Annotated in this window: 17 protein-coding genes; 10 read left to right on the forward strand and 7 right to left on the reverse strand. The window is 56.1% G+C overall.

All coding sequences use genetic code 11. From position 1 onward, the window contains the following. Positions 1 to 34: 34 nt before the first annotated feature. Positions 35 to 940 (forward strand): DUF2157 domain-containing protein, encoded by a 906-nt coding sequence (locus tag PUV54_RS05980; RefSeq protein WP_274494685.1) that lies wholly within the window; start codon positions 35 to 37, stop codon positions 938 to 940. Beyond that, positions 937 to 2,499 carry a GDYXXLXY domain-containing protein gene (locus PUV54_RS05985; protein WP_274494686.1) on the forward strand — a complete coding sequence of 521 codons (1,563 nt, stop codon included), beginning with the start codon at positions 937 to 939 and terminating at the stop codon, positions 2,497 to 2,499. The genes PUV54_RS05980 and PUV54_RS05985 overlap by 4 nt, the downstream gene beginning before the upstream one ends. Positions 2,500 to 2,568: 69 nt before the next feature. On the opposite strand, the gene PUV54_RS05990 is transcribed toward PUV54_RS05985, so the two are convergent. Further along, complete coding sequence (locus PUV54_RS05990) at positions 2,569 to 4,218, reverse strand: vWA domain-containing protein (protein WP_274494687.1); 1,650 nt, start codon at positions 4,216 to 4,218, stop codon at positions 2,569 to 2,571. Positions 4,219 to 4,287: 69 nt separating this feature from the next. Next, the gene (locus tag PUV54_RS05995) at positions 4,288 to 6,162 is read right to left on the reverse strand and encodes an SUMF1/EgtB/PvdO family nonheme iron enzyme (protein WP_274494688.1); all 1,875 of its coding nucleotides are present in this window, start codon (positions 6,160 to 6,162) and stop codon (positions 4,288 to 4,290) included. Between the two features lie 247 nt (positions 6,163 to 6,409). On the opposite strand from PUV54_RS05995, the gene PUV54_RS06000 reads away from it, so the two are divergent. The 3 genes from PUV54_RS06000 (at position 6,410) to PUV54_RS06010 (ending at position 11,364) form a co-directional block, all read left to right on the forward strand. Beyond that, a complete protein-coding gene (locus PUV54_RS06000; protein ID WP_274494689.1) occupies positions 6,410 to 7,984 on the forward strand; it encodes a YifB family Mg chelatase-like AAA ATPase in 1,575 nt (524 codons plus the stop codon). 140 nt (positions 7,985 to 8,124) lie between these two features. After that, positions 8,125 to 9,978, forward strand: a complete 1,854-nt coding sequence (locus PUV54_RS06005) for a response regulator (RefSeq protein ID WP_274494690.1) — start codon at positions 8,125 to 8,127, stop codon at positions 9,976 to 9,978. 45 nt (positions 9,979 to 10,023) lie between these two features. Further along, positions 10,024 to 11,364 carry an AmpG family muropeptide MFS transporter gene (locus PUV54_RS06010; RefSeq protein ID WP_274494691.1) on the forward strand — a complete coding sequence of 447 codons (1,341 nt, stop codon included), beginning with the start codon at positions 10,024 to 10,026 and terminating at the stop codon, positions 11,362 to 11,364. A gap of 8 nt (positions 11,365 to 11,372) precedes the next feature. Here PUV54_RS06010 and PUV54_RS06015 read toward each other — a convergent pair whose 3' ends face one another. Next, complete coding sequence (locus PUV54_RS06015) at positions 11,373 to 11,759, reverse strand: hypothetical protein (RefSeq protein WP_274494692.1); 387 nt, start codon at positions 11,757 to 11,759, stop codon at positions 11,373 to 11,375. Positions 11,760 to 11,939: 180 nt separating this feature from the next. Here PUV54_RS06015 and PUV54_RS06020 point away from each other — a divergent pair, with 180 nt between their 5' ends. Further along, entirely contained in the window at positions 11,940 to 12,938 is a 999-nt protein-coding gene (locus PUV54_RS06020; protein ID WP_274494693.1) for an adenosine kinase, read from the forward strand. A gap of 5 nt (positions 12,939 to 12,943) precedes the next feature. On the opposite strand, the gene coaE is transcribed toward PUV54_RS06020, so the two are convergent. The 4 genes from coaE to PUV54_RS06040 are packed head-to-tail and all read right to left on the reverse strand — an operon-like array spanning position 12,944 to position 15,887. Next, positions 12,944 to 13,546 carry a dephospho-CoA kinase gene (gene coaE, locus PUV54_RS06025; RefSeq protein WP_274494694.1) on the reverse strand — a complete coding sequence of 201 codons (603 nt, stop codon included), beginning with the start codon at positions 13,544 to 13,546 and terminating at the stop codon, positions 12,944 to 12,946. Further along, positions 13,543 to 14,400: a shikimate dehydrogenase gene (locus PUV54_RS06030; RefSeq protein WP_274494695.1), complete on the reverse strand. Its 858-nt coding sequence runs from the start codon at positions 14,398 to 14,400 to the stop codon at positions 13,543 to 13,545. The genes coaE and PUV54_RS06030 overlap by 4 nt, the downstream gene beginning before the upstream one ends. Continuing rightward, positions 14,400 to 14,999, reverse strand: a complete 600-nt coding sequence (locus PUV54_RS06035; RefSeq protein WP_274494696.1) for a Maf family protein — start codon at positions 14,997 to 14,999, stop codon at positions 14,400 to 14,402. The genes PUV54_RS06030 and PUV54_RS06035 overlap by 1 nt, the downstream gene beginning before the upstream one ends. A 9-nt stretch (positions 15,000 to 15,008) precedes the next feature. Further along, a complete protein-coding gene (locus PUV54_RS06040; protein ID WP_274494697.1) occupies positions 15,009 to 15,887 on the reverse strand; it encodes a pyruvate, water dikinase regulatory protein in 879 nt (292 codons plus the stop codon). Between the two features lie 389 nt (positions 15,888 to 16,276). Between PUV54_RS06040 and hemE the strand changes: the two genes are divergently transcribed. From hemE to PUV54_RS06060, 4 genes are all read left to right on the forward strand, one after another. Further along, the gene (hemE, locus tag PUV54_RS06045; RefSeq protein WP_274494698.1) at positions 16,277 to 17,311 is read left to right on the forward strand and encodes a uroporphyrinogen decarboxylase; all 1,035 of its coding nucleotides are present in this window, start codon (positions 16,277 to 16,279) and stop codon (positions 17,309 to 17,311) included. Further along, positions 17,311 to 17,757, forward strand: coding sequence for a protoporphyrinogen oxidase HemJ (hemJ, locus tag PUV54_RS06050; RefSeq protein ID WP_274494699.1), 447 nt, complete (start codon positions 17,311 to 17,313; stop codon positions 17,755 to 17,757). Before hemE ends, hemJ begins: the two co-directional genes overlap by 1 nt. 110 nt (positions 17,758 to 17,867) lie before the next feature. Continuing rightward, positions 17,868 to 18,653 (forward strand): helix-turn-helix domain-containing protein, encoded by a 786-nt coding sequence (locus PUV54_RS06055; RefSeq protein ID WP_274494700.1) that lies wholly within the window; start codon positions 17,868 to 17,870, stop codon positions 18,651 to 18,653. 76 nt (positions 18,654 to 18,729) lie between these two features. Beyond that, complete coding sequence (locus tag PUV54_RS06060) at positions 18,730 to 20,448, forward strand: S41 family peptidase (protein WP_274494701.1); 1,719 nt, start codon at positions 18,730 to 18,732, stop codon at positions 20,446 to 20,448. The last annotated feature ends 97 nt before the right edge of the window (positions 20,449 to 20,545 follow it).

Genomic DNA, 20,545 nt, shown 5'->3' on the forward strand with positions numbered 1-20,545 from the left:
CTAGATTACGCACGACAGCGCAGGGAGAGAGCGGATGAACACCGAAACGGGCCGGCAGGCGACGAACGGTCCACAGCAATGGGCCTTGACGCTCTTCATTTTATTTGGCGGCGCGCAGCTCATCGCCGGCGTCATTTTCTTCTTTGCCTACAACTGGCGAGCGCTGCCGGACATGACCAAGATCGCCTTGCCGCAGGCCGCTATGGGCGCCGCATTCATCCTCTGGGTCATCCTCGGAAAAGGCTCGCGCCTTGGGGCCGTCGCCGGGCTTGTCGCAACCGTGATGATCGGCGTTTCCATGGGCGTCGTCGGACAGGTCTATCAACTTGGCGCGGACCCGTGGCGGCTGTTTGCGATCTGGGCCGCGCTCGTTTTTCCGATCGCCGTCATCACGCGTTCCGATCCGCAATTCATGCTGGCGGGCATAGTCGCTTCCATCGCTTATTTTCTCTATACAGACGAAAACATAAAACCCTTCCTGCCGCAGGCGCGCTCCATCATTCTCGCCGCTTATGCGCTCATTCTGTTCGCGATCGCCATCGGCCGGGACATGCTGGCGGGCGGCGCGCCAAACTGGATGCGCTGGCTTTTCATCAGCGCCGCATTAGGCGCAGGCGTTATTGGAAGCCTTGGCGATATCTTCAGCGACAGGTTTCCTTTTGGCGACTCCTTCACCGCCAGTCTTGCGCTAATTGCCGTTTGCGGCGGCGCGCTCGCCGCCTATCGATACTGGCGGCCTGATCGCCCGGCACAGGCGCTATCGTTATTCGCAGTTGCCGTGTTTGCAGGCGCACTGGGCCTGCGCATCATTTTTATCCGCGATATCGACGGCGCTTACGGCATTTCCGGCGCCATGTTTATCAGCGCGTTATGGGTTGTGGCCGTGACCGCAGCCCTCGCCGCGGCGCTCCGCCAGCTGAATAAAGGAGCGGGCGCATGAGCACGGAAAAACAAACGCCCTGGTATGTAGAAACCTTCCTCGCCATCGGCGGCTGGATCGCCGGTCTTCTCGCCGCTATCGCGATTTTCGCCATGGCGGCGGGGCTGGTGGCGAGCGTCGGCAAGTTCGCCCCGGAAATCGGTGCTTTTATCTCTGTTATGATCGGCGCAGGGTTTGTTTTTTTCGGCGTCAGCATGATGCAGCCCGACCGGGGCGATTTCAGGCGTCACTTTGCAATCGCGTCAACAGCCGCTGGTCTGACGGCGGCCACCGCCGGCGTCTGGTTCCTATTGTTTTCACTGTTTGGCGGCGCGAATGACGCGGCCGCCATGACCGTCGGCGTCGCCGGGCTTATCACTTCGGCGCTGTTGACGGCTGCAGGGTTTTTCATTGCGCGAATAATGCGCGACGGCATTTTCACGTTTCTCATCACGCTCGCCGTCTATGGCGTCGCCACAGCGGCGTTGATTATCCTGAGGGATGACACAGGCTTTGGCTGGCGAACCGATATCTATCTCGCCGCACCCGTCGCGCTCTTGGGCTGCTGGCTTTTCATCAACGCGCCGCAAGATAATTTAAGCCGACCCGCCGGGGCGGCAATGCTGATCGCGCCGATGCTGCATTACGCCATTGCCCGCAACGCCCAATTTATTTTTGGCGCTGGCGCCGATCCCCAAATCTGGCTGATTGGCGAAGCATTATTCGCCGCCGCCGCCCTTTATTGTCTCTGGATCTTGCGCCGGCGTTACGCGGCGCTGCCGCTGCTTGCCTCGGGCGCGCTGGTGCTCGCAGCAATCTGGTTCCTGCCGAGCGCAGGCGCGGTGGCGATCATCATGCTGCTGTCGGCCATCGCCGCCAACCACCGCGGCTTTGCGGTCGTATCGATCGCCGCAGTCATCTGGTTCATCAGCCGCTTCTATTACGATCTTTCCATGACGCTGCTTGAAAAATCGGCGCTGATGGCGGCCATGGGCGCGGCAACCCTTTTCGGCGCCTTGATATTCAACCGATTTCAGTCCGGCGTGGGCGCCGCGAAAAGCACACCGCAGCGGCACAGACTGCTTGCCGCCTTCGGCTTTGCCGCGCTTCTTGTTGTTGCGCTGACGCTCGTCAATCGCTCCGTTTGGCGGCTGGAAACCCAGTTTCGCGATGCGACGGAAATTTATCTGCCGCTTGGACCGCGCGATCCGCGATCGATTCTCCAGGGCGATTACATGGTGCTTAACTTCAGGAACGACATCTATCCGCCGTTCGATGCGATTGAAGCTTTACCGCGCGGCGGAGAGATTTTTTTGAAACTCGACGAAAACAACGTCGCGGCGTTTTCCCGGATTCCAGCGGCGGGCGATGCGCCGGGACCGGATGAAATCCGGATTGATTACGTCAAAACAAACAGCAGGCGCATCCGGTATGTGCCGCAAAGCTTTTTCTTTCAGGAAGGCGAAGCGGAACTCTTTCAGCCGGCCCGTTTCGCCATTGTCAAAGTCACAGACGACGGCAACGCGCGATTAACGGCGCTCGCGGATGAAAACCGCCAGCGTATAGGCCCCGGCGATTAAGCCCTGCCTGGAGAGCCGGGCGAAAAAGTGGGATCCGGTTTTTCGCAAACCCGGCGCGATAACAATTATCTAGTTGTTTTCCTTATCAATTTTCGAGGCAGCTCGGACGAGATTGACGAATTCCGCCCTGTATCCAAACGGGTCGTCGCCCTTGGCGTCCTGCGCCAGATCAACGATCGCATCATAGGAGTAGTCGTCAGTGTAACCCGCTCGCTGCAACTTTTGCCCGAACGCGGCGACCGCGGCCGCGAAGCGTGCGTCACGCGGCGCTGCGGCTAGACCTTCGTAGGCGTCACTGCTCGGGACAACCTGTTCGATCAACCTGCTCTCGTTTTCGTCGGGCAATTTATACCGTAAGCGGACGAAAGCGAATTCATCGGCAGATCCTACAGCAGCAGGTGCTGGCTGATAACGCAATTCATCAATCAGCCTTGCGTCGGACCCCACAAGCGCCAGCTCATAAAGCGCCGTCACCGTGTGGCCGGAGCCGATGTCGCCCGCATCAATCTGGTCGTTATTGAAGTCCTCGCGATTAAGCAATCGAGTCTCGTAACCGATCAGGCGATATTCCGCGACCACGGCCGGGTTGAACTCCACCTGAAACTTCAGGTCCTTTGCAATCGGGAAGAGAGTCGAACGGAACTCACGCACCAACACTTTGCGCGCCTCGTTAAGCGTGTCGATATAGGCCGCAACGCCGTTGCCCGCCTGCGCCAGTTTCTGTGCGATGACATCATTATAGTTGCCCTCGCCAAAGCCGAGGATCGTCAGATAAATCCCGGTCTTGCGTTTGCGCGCCACGAAATCTTCGAGGCTATCGGCGTCGACAACGCCCACATTGAAATCCCCATCCGTGGCGAGGATGATGCGGTTGACCTTGTCCTCGGCGAAGTTCTCCTCCGCCAGTTGATAGGCCAAAGATATACCCGCACCGCCGGCGGTCGACCCGCCTGCTTCAAGCTTGTTAAGCGCTTCTAAAATCTTGGTTTTCTGGTTTCCAGGCGTTGGTTCAAGCACGACCCCGGCGGCGCCAGCGTAAACCACCACGGCAATGGTGTCGTCCTTCGACATTTCATCGACAAGCAGACCGACAGACTTTTTAACGAGTGGCAGTTTGTTTTCCGCCTGCATGGAGCCGGAGACATCGAGCAGCAGGACAATGTTGGCGTCGGGCGTTTCATCAGGCTCGATATCAAACCCTTTGACGCCGATATGCATGAGGCGCGTGCCAGCGTTCCACGGGCTTGGCGTCACCCAGACCGTAGGCGTGAACGGCGCGTCTGCGCTTTGCGGTTCCGTGTACTGATAATCAAAATAATTGACATATTCCTCGATACGTACCGAGTCCGACGGCGGCAGCATGTTGTTTGAGGAAATATAGCGCCGCATTACCGAATAAGCGGTGGTGTCTACATCAGATGAAAACGTCGAAACCGGCTCCTCACTGACGAGCTTTACGGGGTTGGGATCGGTTTCGTCATATTGCTCAGTGATTTGCGGCTCGGGTGCTGGCCTCATCACTGGCCTGGCGTAAGACTCGTTTGCAACTGCCCCAAGCGGAGATGAAGAATTCAATTTAGCGCCTTGCACACGCGAGCCCGTAACAACGACCGTATCGTCTTCAGCTTCCGTTACGTCAATCTGAGGTTCGCTGCCTGTCGTACAGGCGAGAAGTCCCGCCGCCAGCGCGCACGCCGCCATCAAATTCATTTTTTGCATTGATCCGCTCCATCCCGTCTCGCCCTTAAGGGCTCCAGAATAATCCTAGTCGAGGCGAAATTAGGGCGGCTAATCTAAATCCCGCGCCACGCGAAAACCGTTGTCGAACTCGCGCGTGCTAACCGCCTTGCCGATCCGATGGGCCGAGCGAAGCCGCCATGCGCCAGTGTTCCAGGCGCCGCCTTTCAGGACGCGTCGCGAACAATCGCCGCTGACGCGGGCCGCCCCGTCTTCGGGGGCGCCGGCATGGCTCTCAGCCCAGCAGTCGCTGGTCCATTCCCACGCATTACCGTGCATGTCGAAGAGGCCGAAAGCATTCGGCGGAAAACTCGCCACGCGCGTCGTACGTCCACGAAACTCGCTTTCCCCACCCCGATAGGGATAATTGCCATTAAAGTTGGCGCGCCGTGACGTCACGTCTCCGCCAAACGCAAACGGCGCGCTGAGACCGGCGCGTGCAGCGTATTCCCATTCCGCTTCCGTAGGTAGACGATAATTGCGGCCGGTCTTGTTCGACAGCCAGGCGGTGTAGGCTTGCGCGTCTGCATGAGAAACGCTGACCACCGGCATCTTGTCCCGGCCCCAGCCGTGATCGGGCGGCGTATAGGCGCGGCAACCGCCATCCTCAACGCATGCCTGCCATTGGTCGAACGTCACCTCGCGCGTGCCGATGGCGAAGCGGCGCTCAATCGTCACCACGCGCGCCGGCCCCTCAAACGGTTGCCGTCCCCTTTCCCCCGCCGGTGCGCCCATGCGAAAGGATCCGCCCGGCAGCGCCGCCATATCCGGACAGGCGACGCATTCCTTGAAGTAGTTGCCGAGATAGGCCGTTTCTTTCAGCTCTTCAGGGAGTTGCGGCGTAGCATTCTGGGCCGCGCGTTCACCGCTTTCTTCAGATGAGATTGCGGCCACGAGATTTTCCATGGCGTCGCTATCCGCAACACTTTCTTCGCCTATGGGTGTCGGGTCGACCGGCGCAAGTGATGGCGCGGGAACCTCAGTTTCTGTTTCGATAATTTCTGCGTCATCCACGGTCGGTGAAGCTTCAGCTTCTGCTGCTGCAGGATCAATCGCAGCAAATGTTTCGGTTTCCTCGTCTGTTCCGGGAACAGTCCCGAACTCACGCAAGTCGAACATCTCGAAATCATCTGTTTCAGATGCATTTGCCGGCGACGCGTTATTATTCGTTTCCAGCGACGCCGACTGAAGCGTGGTGAGTTGCGCAGGCGTTTCAACAGAAGGGTCAGGAAACGCCGGTTCAGTCGTGACCTGCTGACTGCTGCTGTCTGTATCACCGGGCAAAACGATCGGCGCCAGCACCGCCGTGACGAGCGTCATTCCCACCAGGCCGGCGGTGGCCCCAAAAGCGACATCGCGCGATTTAAAGCGGCGGCGGGAAGGCCGCGCCCGTGCGCGTCGGCGTTCTTCCGCATACTGTACTTTCTCCGTATCGGCAGAGTCCAGCTCGACAGAGTGTTCAGCGAAAACAGGTGCGGCTTCGTCAGGCGTGTGTGTTTCTTCGGCATTTGCTGGTTCAGCCCAAACATCGCCGTTCGTCACCTGGCCGCGCTGTTGCGCAATCTGAATCTCGTCCAGCACAAAGCGCCAGCGCGGATCGTCGAGTGCGCCTGTCCACCCGGACAAGTCAACCGGCGGCAACTCTTCAAACCCGCCGGGCGGACGGACGCCGCCCACCGCAACCGGAATTAACGCGCCGCGCGCCATCGCCTGCCTTGCCTGCTCATGCAATCGCACCAGTTTCGAAGCCGCCGCAGTCCAGACAACGATCGCCGTACTGTCATCGTCGCCATCATTGGCGAGATCGCCGACGCTGGGGTCCGGACTGACCCGCAACGGCGCATGGCCCGCCCGTGACAGCGCTGCCGCGATTTTTTCGCCCAACGCCTCATCCCGAGGCGCATGAATAATGGAAACAGCCGACATTAATTAATCGTTTCTGAAGCGTGACAATTCTTTTCGCTGATAGGGTGCGCGACTAATGCGATCCGCCCTTCTAAAGCGAATCGGCGGTTCATCTCGAGCCTTGTTAACTAAAAGTTTTGCAAGAATTCCTGTGGAAAATCTCGACCTTCTGCAAAAGGATAGGTTAATTTTGTTCTTGTATTGTTCTCGTGTCTGCGGCAAGGTTAATGGAACAGGGAATTCATAACCCGGCCTTGCGGGGAACATCATGGTCGCTCAGATCACCACATTCGCCTTTCACGGCGTCGATGCCCGGCCGGTCACGGTTCAGGTCCAACTCACTAACGGCTCTAACCCTTTCACCATTGTCGGATTGGGCGACAAGGCCGTCTCCGAAGCCCGCGAACGGGTCCGCGCCGCGCTCTCCGCCGTGGGCCTTGGGCTGCCCGCGAAACGCATCACCGTGAATCTCGCGCCCGCCGATCTGCCCAAGGAAGGAAGCCATTTCGATCTGGCGATCGCCCTTGGCCTGTTGATGGAAATGGGCGCCGCGCCCCACGACACCGCAGAAGGGTTCGCTGTCATGGGCGAACTCGGCCTTGACGGTTCGATCGCACCTTGCGCCGGCGCATTACCCGCCGCTGTTGCTGCGAACGCCATGGGATTAGGCTTGATCTGCCCGTCCGCTTGCGGGCCGGAGGCGGCATGGGCGGGCGGAGACGCCGTGATTTTGGCGCCGAAATCACTGATCCAACTGGTCAATCATTTTAAAGGAACGCAGGTTCTTAGCTCGCCGCTACCAGGCGCCCTGGCCGCGCCGCAGGCCATACCAGACCTCGCAGACGTCAAAGGGCAGGAGACTGCGAAACGCGCCCTCGAAGTCGCTGCAGCGGGCGGCCATAACTTGCTCATGGTCGGCCCGCCCGGAGCGGGAAAATCAATGCTCGCCGCGCGGCTACCCGGGCTTTTGCCGCCTCTGTCTCCGGCCGAGATGCTCGAGATTTCCATGGTTCAGTCACTGGCCGGTCAGCTTGAGGGCGGGCGGTTGACCCGCGTGCGTCCCTTTCGGGCGCCGCATCATTCAGCATCCATGGCGGCGATGATCGGCGGCGGCGTGCGCGCCAAACCGGGCGAAGCCTCACTTGCTCACCACGGCGTTCTTTTCCTTGATGAATTACCTGAATTCACTGCGCCCGTTTTGGATTCTCTTCGCCAACCGCTGGAAACAGGCGATGTCCTGATTGCGCGGGCGAACTTTCATGTGCGCTATCCGGCCCGGTTTCAGCTTGTGGCCGCAATGAATCCGTGCCGCTGCGGGTATGGCCGGGCAAGCGGGCGGGCCTGTGGGCGCGGACCGAACTGCGAAGAGGTTTATCAGTCCCGTATTTCAGGGCCGCTTCTCGACCGCATGGATCTCGCTATTGAGCTCCCGACCGTGACCCCCGCCGATCTTTCCGCGCCGGCAAGCGGCGAGTCTACTGAAACAGTTGCCGACCGGGTCGGAACAGCGCGTCAGGCTCAGATAGCGCGTGCAAAATCTCTTGAAACCGAAGCCGGATGCGCCGTCACCAATGCAGCGCTCGGCGATGCAGAGCTATCAAAAATCGCTGAACCGGACGCAGAAGGAAGAAACCTCCTGTCGCGCGCCGCCGAAGCCTTAAGCCTCTCGGCCCGGGCTTACACGCGGATTTTACGTGTTGCCCGAACCCTCGCTGATCTTGACGGCGCGGACGGCGTAAAGCGCCGTCACATCGCCGAGGCTGTCAGCTTTCGCCGCCGTGACGCCGCAGCAAATCCGTCACCCGCAGTAACGGCGCCCGCAGCCGGAAATGCATTCAATTGAGCCGGCTGTATTAATCGTTTTTGATATCAACGCCCTTCGCTGATGGGGATATTAACGTCAGCGTAACCATGCTTTTCAACCTTTTTTCAAGCCGGACAAGTCATGATCGCGGGAATTTCGTTTAGGGGGACCTCGCATCCATGCCGCAAGCCGGTGCTGATAACGGAAAATTCCGTGAACTGATAGTCGTCTGTGATGAAGTGGGCGTCATCCGTTTCGTATCACAAAGTTTTTGCAAGCTTTTTGGCGCTTCAGCCGAAAAATGGCATGGTCGTGAATTTGCGCCAGGGGGCAACGCAGCAGCGCCCGGTACGCCTGCGCGATACAAAACGCAGGCCCGCATCGGCGCCGTGGAGGTTGTTCTCGAATGGCTTGAGACCGCCTTGTCAGGCGGCGAACGCCTTTATGTCGCGACTCATGAATTCACCGACGCTGACGATGATAACAGTCGTCATGGTACAGATAATAATACTTCAGCACCAGAAAGTGGTGATCCAAAACTGCAATTGCTGGCAACCATGAGCCATGAAATGCGCACGCCGCTGAACGGCATCCTCGGCATGACGTCGCTTCTTCTCGACACAACGCTTGAGCCAAATCAGCGGGCCTATGCAGAATCCGTGCGGGAATCAGGCGTCGCCCTCCTCGCCCTGATCAACGACCTGCTCGATTATTCAAAAATCGAAGCCGGACATATGGAAATCGAGCACGCCGAGTTCAGCACATCCATGATGGTGCAAGGTGTGGCGGAACTGCTTTCGCCAAAAGCATTTGATAAAAACATTGATATCGCCGCCTTTGTGGACAGCGCCATACCGGTGCAACTTAAAGGGGATGAAGCACGGCTCCGTCAGGTTTTGATCAACCTTGCTGGAAACGGCGTGAAGTTCACCGACACCGGCGGCGTCAGCATTGAGGCGCATCTCGATTCCGCCGCTGACGGCGTCGCAAAAGTCACGTTCGGCGTTCGCGATACCGGGATTGGCATTCCCCACGACAAACAAAAAAGCATCTTCGAAGAATTTGCGCAGGCTGAGTCCGACCTCGCCAGAAAGAGGGAGGGCACAGGTCTTGGCCTTGCAATCGCGCGTAAAATTGTAAGAGCCATGGGCGGCGATATCACGATCGCCAGCGCGCCGGGCAAGGGTAGCGCGTTCACTTTTACACTGGACCTTGCCTATGAAGGCGCGCTGCCGGGTGACAATAAAGCGTTTGAAACGCCGGTCGTCGTCGCCACGCGATCATCGGTGATGGCGCGCAACCTGAAACAACAGCTAAAGTCGATCGGCGTTGGTGAAGTTCACGTGGCGGATTGCCCGAACGGCGCCATTGAACTGATGAAAGCGCATCGCGACGCCATCTTATTGAGCGATAGCGATATCGCGAATGAAAGCGCGCGGGCGTTGTCTGAGAAAGCCGCCCGGTCGTATGTCCTCGTTTCCCCGCAGTCGAGAAATCAGATCGCTGGTCTGCGCGAAGCTGGTTTTAACGGATACTTCATCAAGCCCATTCGCCAATCCTCCTTGTACAAACAGTTGTTGGAAGACAGCGAAGAAGCCCCGTTAGAGCTGACAACGCCTGTTCAGCAACCTCGTGAACGCAACTATACGGTGCTTCTTGCTGAAGATAATCAGATCAACGCCGTGCTCGCCACAACGATTATCAAGCGCGCCGGACATCACGTCGATGTGGCGCACAACGGGGTCGAAGCCGTCGAAGCCGTTTCTTCTCGTCCCTATGACCTTGTTTTGATGGATCTGCACATGCCGGAAATGGACGGGCTGGAGGCGGCGCGGCGCATCCGTAATCTGGACAGCGACATGCGGCGCGTACCGATTGTCGCCCTTACGGCCAGCGCCATGGCCGCTGATCGGCAAAAATGCATCGCCGCAGGAATGGATGATTTCCTCTCAAAACCGTTTGAACCTGATGACCTCACCAATGTTCTCGGCAAATGGGGTGACGCGCAAAGCGCGTTAAGCGAAGCGTCTTAAAAACCTGCCTTTATTTCAACGAAAAACGCCCGTAGCGTCGCGGCCATGACAGAAAATATGCGCGCCGAAAAAGGCGAGAAAAAAAACCTGTTAAAGTCGCTGACATCATACTTGCGCGCACGCAGTATCGTTATGCTGCTGCTCGGTTTTTCTGCCGGGCTGCCTTTCTACATGATCTATCAGAACCTATCCCTTTGGCTTGCAGAAGCAGGGGTCGACAAGGGCGAAATCGGCTTATTCGCGTGGACGGGTTTTGCGTTTTCTTTCAAATTTCTTTGGGCGCCGGCAGTCGACAGGGTGCCTATTCCGTTTCTGGAAAAGTTCGTTGGCCGCCGCCGCGCGTGGATGGCGGCGGCGCAGATCGGCATCATGCTGGCGCTGATCGCCATGTCGGCGGCTGACCCGGCCGGTAATCTTCTTGTCATCGCCGCCATCGCTGTTGTTCTCGCCTTTGTCGCAGCGACCCAGGATATCGCCATTGATGCATGGCGCATTGAAGCGGCGACGGATGAAGAACAAGGCGTGATGGCGGCCATGTACCAATATGGATATCGGGTCGCCATCATGGTCGCTGGCGCCGGGGCGTTGATTGTCGCGGACAACATCAATTGGCCGGCCGCCTACCAGTTCATGGCTTTGTTGATGGGTGTGGGTCTTTTGACCGCCCTCTTCGCGCCAAAAGTGGAGGTGGGTGAGTACACGCCGCCGCCACGTGCGCCGCTAGCCGAGACAATGTCGAAATCCGTCATCGGTCCGTTTAAGGATTTCTTTTCCCGCTACGGCATGCACGCGCTTGTCATTTTGCTGTTCATCGCCCTGTTTCGCGTGCCTGATTTCCTGATGGGCTACATGACTGGGCCGCTTTACATTGATCTCGGTTACGACAAGACGACAATCGGCGCCGTACGGTCAGGCATTGGTCTGTTCGCCACCCTCTTTGGCGTCTTCCTTGGCGGCATCATCGTTGCGAGGATGGATTACCGATGGAGCCTGATGTTCGGGGTTCTCTCGCAATCTCTTACAAATTTGATCTACAGCTGGCTGGCCCTGTCCGATGCGACGACCGGGGGTCTCGCGTTCGCTGTGGTCGTGGACAATATCGCCTATGGCGCTGCCGGGACGATACTTATCGCCTATATGTCGAGCCTGACGAACACAGCTTTCACCGCCACCCAATACGCGCTTTTCAGCTCTTTTTACGCCTTGCCGGGAAAGTTTGTTGGCGGGTTTTCAGGGTTCATGGTTGAGGCGTTTGGGTTTGCCTGGTTCTTCGCCATTACGGCGATCATTGGCCTTCCCGCCGCTTTGCTGATCTTCTGGTTAAAGGGATCAGACCAGTATGATCAATCAGCAAAGCCTGACGAAACGGCTGTTTCCTCGCCTTAGGAAACCGCCTAGCCGGCGGCGAGGCATTCTTCAAGATCGGGTTTTTCATCGCTTGTTCCTAAAGCCGTCGTGTCCACATGCGCGACCTGCGGCTTGCCCATTTCGTCAGGGTAAAGAATAAGAATCAGGCTGCAGGTGGACATTGCATATCGGCGATACTCGCCATCGCCTTCACGGCGGGAAAGCGCCGGAGCGCCGAACATAGCTTCCACTGTATCGACATCTGCGCCCAGAATATCGCCCAAGACATAAACCGGTTCGGCCGGTTCAAGCGGCGGCGGCACAACAACCGTTTCATCCGGTTCAGGCGAGCTGGCGCAAGCAGCGGCGGCAAGCATCAGACCGCCAATAAAAACACGTCTCGGGCTTGTTGCGTTCGAAAAGACTTTCGCCATCCTGTCTGCTCTCACCTGTTCCTCAAGCATTTGACCCTACGCACAGCCGGCGCCCGCTTCAATCGTAAGGCGAATGACATCGCCGCAAGGAAGGCCGAGCACTATGCCGTCCATACCTTGCTTCGGCACGGCCCCCTTCCTATAAGCCGCTCCTGTTAACACGCCCATAAGGATTTCCAGATGCCGCAAACCGATCTCGACGTCATTGGCGTCGGCAACGCTATTGTCGATGTGCTTGCCAAGGCCGATGACGCATTTCTCGCCCAGCATGACATCGTCAAAGGCGGGATGGTTCTCATCGATGAGGAACAGGCAAAATCGGTTTACGACGCGATGGCGCCGGGGGTGGAAATTTCCGGCGGGTCAGCTGCGAATTCCGTGGCGTGCGTCGCCTCACTTGGCGGCAAAGGCGGCTTTATCGGCAAAGTCGCCGACGACGCACTCGGAGAGATATTTCGTCATGATCTCAAAGCATTAGGCGTTGAGTTCTCAACCGCTCCGTTGCAAAACGGCCCGGCTACGGGGCGGTGCCTGATCAACGTAACCCCTGACGCTCAGCGGTCCATGACAACCTTTCTCGGCGCCGCTGGCTACGCCTCTATAGACGATATCGATCCTGACCAGATCGCCCGCGCCGCTATCATCTTTTTCGAAGGCTATCTCTTCGAACCGGAAACCCCGCGCCAGGCGTTTTATAAAGCTGCGGAGATCGCACAAAAAAATAAACGGCGCACCGCGCTCACGCTTTCAGACAGCGGTTGCGTCGAACGTCAATTCGACGCCTTTAACGACTTCATTGATCAGCATATTGACATTTTGCTCGCAAATGAAACAGAGGCTGCTGCGCTTTTCCAGACCGGCGACATGAACGCCATCATTGAGAAAGCAAAAAACACGTGTGAGCTGACAGTCGTCACCCGCTCGGAAAAGGGCTCCATTTTGATTCCACGAGAGGGCGAAGTGATTGCCATTGATGCAGTGACGCCTGAAAAGCTCGAGGACACCACCGGGGCCGGCGATGCTTATGCTGCGGGTTTGCTATTCGGTCTTGCCCAAGGGTTTCCACTGGCGCGCGCTGGCGCTCTCGGCTCGCTGGCGGCAAGCGAGGTCATCAGCCATTTCGGCGCCCGTCCGGCGCAATCACTAAAGGCGATGGCGCAATCCGCTGAACTGCTATAACCGCGCTAAGCTGTTGTAAGTCTTTCGATAATTTCAGCGAAGACGCGACGGACCTGCTCCGTTGTATCGTCAATTGGCTGGTCTGTATCGATGATGTAGTCCGCCTTCTGACGTTTTTCAGCGTCCGGCATTTGCAACGCCAGAATGGCGCCCAGTTTTTCTTCACTCATGCCCGGGCGGGAAAGGACGCGTTCACGTTGCACATCCGTTGGCGCACTGACAACCACCGTTGCGTCGAAGAATTTTTCCGTGCCGTTCTCGAAAAGCAGCGGGATATCCAAAACCGCTGCAGGCGCGCCAGCGTGAGCCGCTGTTGTCAGAAAAGCCTCGCGATCCTCTCCCACTAGCGGGTGCACAATCGCCTCAAGTTTTTGCAGTGCTTGCGGATCGTTCAGCACTTTTCCGGCGAGCAACGCTCGATCAATAGCGCTGTTCACGACCACGCCCGGAAATGCCTCCCCAATTGGCTCTACCGCGCGTCCGCCTTCTGCGTAGAGCCGGTGAACGGCGGCGTCCGCATCCCAGGTGGCGGCGCCAAGATCGGCAAACATCGACAAAACCGTCGATTTTCCCATGCCGATGGAGCCTGTAAGTCCGATTTTGATCATGTCCGCTCCCGACGGTCCAATTCTGCAATCAGATTCTGGCGCAAGTCATCATCGATCACCGCCTTACCGCCAAACCAGGTTTCAAACCCGGGCGCGGCCTGATGCATGAGCATCGCAAGACCATCGACGGTCCGACACCCTTTTTCTCTTGCGGCTTTTAACAGCGGCGTTTCAAGCGGCGAGTAGACAATATCGGCAACAATCGCTTCTTTTGTCAGCAGCGCCAGATCGATTTCCAACGGCGGCTGGCCCGTCATGCCAAGGCTCGTCGTATTGATGAGCGCAGTCGACCCTTCGATAAATTTATTTCGGTCTTCCCATGATGCGGATTTTAACGCAAAGACTTCCGCAAGGTCGTCAGCTTTTTCACGTGAGCGGTTCACCAAGGTTATGTCTGAATAGTCTAATTCTTTCAATGCATTAACTACACCGCGCGCGGCGCCGCCCGCGCCAAGGACCAGCACGCGGCCGTTCCCGTTCGCGCCTTTGTCGCTCATCGCTTTGTAAAAACCATAAATATCGGAATTGTCGGCAAACGCCTTTTCAATCCGGAACGTCAGCATGTTCGCCGCGCCGGCGGCTTGCGCGTCATGGCTGCGTACATCGGCGTAGCGCAATGCATGTTCCTTATGCGGAATAGTGATGTTGACGCCTGCAAAACCGACTGCTCTGAGGCTGTCCACCGTCTTGGCGAAGGAATCGTAGTCAGGCTCGACAGGGATTGGAATGTAGTAACCGTCAATGTCTGCGCGGCGCGCCCAGATCGTGTGTATCAGAGGCGAAAGCGATTGCGATATAGGCCAGCCAATGACGCCAGCTAGCTTGGGTTCTGTATTTGGACTCTGTGCCGCCATCAGTAGTCCAGCGCCCCTTCAGCCCTTAATTGCGCCAGCAAAGGAAAAAGCGACAATCCCAAGATCGCGTAGTGATCACCTTCAACCCGCTCGAACAGGCGGGCGCCTAAGTTTTCAATCTGATATGCCCCGACGCTTGAAAGAATTTCAGGCCCCGCTTCCGCCAGATAGGCGTCGATTTCATCCGGTGTCAGGGCGCGTAATCTGAGGATGGGGCGGTCAATATTACGCCAAATAATCTCGCCATCACGCGCCACGGCAATGGCGTTGATCAATGAATGCGCGGCGCCTTGCGTTTCCAGCAGGCGTTCGCGCGCATCAGCCATGGTCGCAGGCTTGTCATAGGGCCGACCTTCGTATTCCATAATCTGATCGGACCCTATGACGATCCCGCCGGTTTGCGCGGCCACCGCCAGGCATTTTGCTTCGGCTAGCCGCATAGCGAGGTCTTCGAGGCTGAGATTTTCCGCTTTAGCGGTGTGTTTGATGTCATCTTCATCCACACCTGGACGTACAATTTCAAAAGGTACGCCGGCGTTCTTCAGAATTTGCGCGCGTATGGCGCTGCCCGAGGCGAGAATGATGCGCGGCTTCGTCATATCAATCGGTTACTTGTTCTGTCTGGCGGAAAGTTTCGTCAGGATCGCCGCCGCTGTTTCTTCCACAGACTTCCGCGTAACATCGATAGCGGGCCAGCGGTGTTTGGCGAACAGACGTTTTGCACGAAGCACTTCTTTTCGGATTTCATCAAGATCGGAATAGTCCTCGGCCGCGTTTTCGGCATTCATGCCCCCAAGGCGGCTCTGACGAATTTGCGCCAGTCGTTCCGGGCTCGCCACCAGCCCGACCACCATGGGTTTTCTCAGTGCAAAAAGTTCCGCAGGCGGTTCAGCAGTGGGCACAAGCGGCACATTTGCGGCTTTCACGCCGCGGTTCGCAAGATACATGCATGTGGGTGTTTTCGACGTTCGGCTGACCCCCACCAGCACCACATCTGCCGGTTCGAGATCCCATGACATCTGCCCGTCATCATGGGATAGCGTGTAATCGAGCGCCGCGATTCTCTTAAAATAGGCGTCATCAAGCTGGTGTTGAGCGCCTGGCCGTAAGGATTGTTCAAGCCCCAGAAAGTCGGTGAACGCATGCAGCAGCGGGTCAAGAACCGAGATAGCTGGCGTTTGCAATTCACTGCAGCGGATTTCCAACAACCGGCGTAATTCCGGATTAAGAATGGTGTAAAGGACGAGACCGGGAGACGCCTCGATCTCCGCCAGCGTTTTTTCCATCTGAGAGCGTGAGCGTATCAGCGCGTAGATGTGCTCGAGCGGTTTTGCCGCCGCGAATTGCGACGCCGTCGCTTTCAACATGGCGTTTAACGTCTCACCAGTAGAATCCGATACAAGATGAACGTGAAAAAAGGTCGCCAGCGGCGCAGATTTTTTGCGCGTAGCGGTTTTCTCCTCAGGTTTCGATTCTGAAACGCTCATCTTGTGGAACCATAGGGGAAATATGTGCGCTTTCGCGAGAGCAAATCCGCACCGTTTGAAATCTTGCGAGTCATACCGGTTTGGCGCCCAACCTATTTTGAAAAGTCATACTGGTCATACTTTTATCCAGAATTGTCGTACATCCATAGGATGTATTGAGCTTCCCCATGCTTCTTCACAGGCCATACCACGGGTTCCGCGTCATTTCGCGTGGTTTTCAGCAGCTTGCAGAAAACATATTCCCTAGGGAAATTTCTGTGAAAGAAATCATGAGGGATGTTGGATAAACTTCGCGCATTGCTTTTTCCCCGATATCCCGCCTGATTCCTTATATTAACCCTTTCTTAAGATTCCTTTATAGAAGATTAACAAGGAAAAGATTCTGAGTAATGCCGACAGAACCAAAATTTCTGCGTGTCTTTGAAGGTGAAGTTTTTGATGTTCCGCCCATCTGGTTCATGCGGCAAGCAGGAAGGTATCTTCCTGAATACCGGGCGCTGAGGGCGAAAGTAGGTTCGTTTCTCGATCTTTGCTTTAATTCTGATCTTGCGAGCGAGGTAACGCTCCAGCCGATCCGCCGGTTTGATCTCGATGCGGCGATCTTGTTTGCGGATATCCTTTTGATCCCTCACGCGTTGGGACAAAACTTACGATTTGTCGAAGGCGAGGGACCGCGCCTTGAACCCGTGGTTACCGCTGGCGATCTTGACGGGTTTCGTGCGCAGGACGTGAGGCCTGCATTATCAGCGGTTTTTGAGACAGTCTCTAAAACCAGAACCGCGTTGCCGGATGACAAGGCGTTGATCGGTTTTGCTGGCGCGCCGTGGACGGTTGCGACCTACATGCTCGCTGGCGGGCCGATGAAAGACCCAGCCGTTTTGCGGAAACGGTTTTACCAGGAGCGTGAATTTATCGATGGCCTTATCAATGTGCTTGTTGAAAAGACGATTGATTATCTTTTGGCGCAGATCGAAGCCGGCGCTGATGCCGTGCAGCTCTTTGATACTTGGGCGGCGGGGCTTCCCTGGCCTGTTCTTGATGCTGTTTCGTTGCGGCCGCTCGAAAAAATAGCACGAGCGATTAAAAAAGCGCACCCGGATACGCCCGTTATCCTTTTTCCAAAGGGGGTCGGTGAAAAGTGCGGGGAATACGCGCTCTTGCAAGGTTGCGACGGGCTCGGCATTGATTACGCCATGGACCCGTCATGGGCGCGGGCCAATCTAGCAGAGCGTGTCGTGGTTCAGGGCGGTCTTGATCCGCTTCTCGTGGTAAGTGGTGGTGAGGAAATGGAAAAGACGGCGGAGACTTATCTGAAGCTTTTTCATGACGTGCCATATGTTTTTAATCTCGGCCACGGGTTCACACCGGAGACACCGCCAGAAAATGTGGCGAGGCTTGTTGATGTCATCAGGAACGGCCAGTGATGTTGGCGTTTTTGGCAAGCATCTATCTCTGGATAAAGGCGGCGCACTTGATCATGGTCATCGCCTGGATGGCGGGGATGATGTATCTGCCGCGCCTTTTCGTTTACCAGCATGGTTCGGAAAAAGGGGGTGAGGCGGAAAAAATGCTGATTCAGATGCAGCGCCGTCTGCTGAAAGGGATCATCAATCCGTCGATGATAGCTGTCTGGGTGCTCGGTATCTTCATGCTGATCGCAAACCCGTCGATACTGTCATCAGGTTGGTTTCACGTGAAACTGGCGTTTGTAATCGCCGTGTCAGCCGTGCACGGGTTTTATGCAGCATCACGCAAAAAGTTTGAAAAGGGCGAGCGGCCGAAAACAGAAAAGTTCTGGCGCATTATGAATGAAGCGCCTTTTCTGGCGCTGATCGTTATCGTTATCATGGTGATCGTAAAGCCGTTTTAGCCTGATCAACGGCGCTTTATCCCGGTTTCCGCGCGATTGATCGAATATATATGTCAACGCGCTAAATTGGCGTCATACTGCGCATAGTTAAGAATGCCTGCCGGATCGTTATGGGGTTTATTGGGTCATCTCTCGCAACCGCCAAGACTGAAAAATTTCAATATGGTTTGTGGACTGCAGATCAGGTCGGCGAAGATGTGACTGCTCATGGTCATGAAGAAGCTCATCTCATGTGGGTGATGAACGGTGCGTTTACGACAGGTGCTGAGGGCGAGTGTAAAAGCCATCAAGACACGATCGTTTATAATCCGCCCGAGACTTTCCATACCGACAAAATTGAAACACCGGGCGCGTTGTTTTTTTCCGTGACAATTGAACCTGAACTTTGCCAGCGGGAAGATGATTTCCTCCTCCCTGTCGCACCCTGGAAAGTCTCCAACGAAAAAACCAGATCGAGACTAAGACGGCTTTTGTCAGCATGCGTTATTGATACAGAGAACGATCAGTTAATCGCGGAAAGCTCGGGCTATGAACTGTTGAGTACGTTGTCGGTCAGTGACGTTTTACAGCGAACCCCTCCACGCTGGTTGAAAAGAGTTTGTGATCTCCTGAGAGATGAAGCGCATTCTTCACTTGATGAAATTTCCAGAGAAGCAGGCGTTCACCCAACACATCTGATCAGAACCTTTCGAGCATTCCTGGACTGCACGCCCGGGGAATATGCGCGGAGCTGGCGGTTGCTTTCCGTAGCGCGAATGCTCACCGAACAAAGAACGCCCATTTGCGAGATCGCAGCCGTGTTTGGCTATAGCGATCAGAGCCATATGACGAAGCAGTTTCGACGATCGTTTGGCGTCACGCCGGCGGAATTCAGGGCGCGCACAAACAGCTTTTAAAGGACGGAAGCGCTAATTTTTTACAAGACCTGGAGGTCTTTAAACGGCAGGCTTTACTGGTCGATGGAGATTTTTCATGCGTTATAAAGCCTTTTTTGCCGCTCTAATGGCTTTTCTTGCAAACCCGGCAAACGCCGCGACGATCAATGAATGGCGAAGCTCAGTTGACGCAATCGTCAATGACATCCTTGCTATTCATCCAGCGCCTTTTGCGAAAACAGGGGAGACAGTCTGGCGGCGAGAGGTTGCCGCATTACGTACTGATCTGCCGAATTTGAGCGAAGCTGAAAGGCTGGCCCGGTTGATGCAGCTAGTCGCCATGATAGGCGATGGTCATACCCAAATTGAACCTACGGATTCGAGCTACGCAAGATGGTATCCGGTTCGTCTCTATGAGTTTGCTGACGGCGTATTCGTGACGAGCGCTCATAACTCAGTCAGTGATCTTGCGGGCGCTCAAGTTCTCGAGATTGCCGGACGTCCGGTAACAGAAGTGTTGTCCAGGGCAAGAAGCTTGCGAGGCGCTGACAACGAGTTTGATCGCCTGGAGCGCCTGGTTGTTATTCACAACGCTTATTTGATGAAAGCTCTTGGCGTCGCCAACGACGAAGGCGCAATGGAGGTCATGGTTCGGCTTCAAAACGGACGCACGGTTCGGCGCATCTTGAGGCCGCAGTCTGTGGATGAAGAGCTGTATTCCTATTACAGCAATATTTTCAACTGGCGCTATTTTTCGGAAGTCTTCGGCTTGCCTTTCGGGGAACGCTCGCAATGGGTGAGCGCATATAAAAACCTGCCTGCAAGCGCATTCATTGAGGCCGATGAAAATCGCCCGCCCTTCATGCAGCGCCGCTTTGCCTTCACCAAACGCGCCATGCCCGAAAAGGACGCCTATTACCTTTATTACGGACAAACCAGCTACAGCGGTATGGTGGACTTTACGCGGGAAGCTTTTGAGGAAATCGATGCGCAAAAGCCAAAGAGATTAATTCTCGATATTCGTCACAATTTTGGCGGAGACGGCAGTACTGTCGGCTATATGCTCCGGGAGTTTGTGAAGCGGCAGAATAATCCATCCTGGGAAGAATTATATTTGATAACCGGCCGTAAGTCGTTCAGCGCAGCGTTGTTTGTTATTGACGCATTTAAAGAACATACGGCGGTGACGATTGTCGGCGAGCCGGCCGGGGCCTCATATGTCTCTTACGGCGACGCCGTGGAGCGCCCGTATCCAGAAATCGGCGTCAATCTCTATGTCTCTACGCTGACCCACCTTCTTACGGAATCAAATGATTTGCGCCCCTTCATACCGGTCGACGTGCCGGCGCCGGTTAAATTCGCTGATTACCGAGAAGGACGCGATCCAGCGGTTGATCGCATTGTTTCCGGGGAGGAAATGCGCAGTTTGCCGTTGATCGCTCTTATGGAGAGCGGCGAGGCGGCGCGACAGGAGCACGCCAAACGCGAGCGGGAATTTTCAGACATTTCATGGCGGCGCCCGCCAGCAGAGATCGATTTTCGCACCGCTATTCATCAATTAAGAGAACAGAAACGGTTAGACGACGCGCTCGCTCTGGCGAAGCTGAACACCGAAATCCACCCCTATATCTGGAACACGTGGTATGGGCTTGCGGAAGTGCTGGAAGAGGCGGATGACATAGAGGGCCAGCTAAAAAGCTACAAATGCGTCATCCTGTTAGATCCGAACAACTATAACGCTGCTGGCATTCGCCAGATCTTCGCCGATAGTGAGGTCGACCCTGAACCCGTGGAAGGCTGCCCCATAAAAGAATAGGCGTTGCGTTCGAGAGCAGGAATGGTGCGGGATTGACGTTTTCCCGTTCAAACCTATATTCAAGCCAACTTTCCTTTTCCGCGCGGCCTCGCTGAGG

Origin of the sequence: Hyphococcus flavus (genome assembly GCF_028748065.1) — a bacterium.
Classification (GTDB): Bacteria; Pseudomonadota; Alphaproteobacteria; order Caulobacterales; family Parvularculaceae; genus Hyphococcus; species Hyphococcus flavus.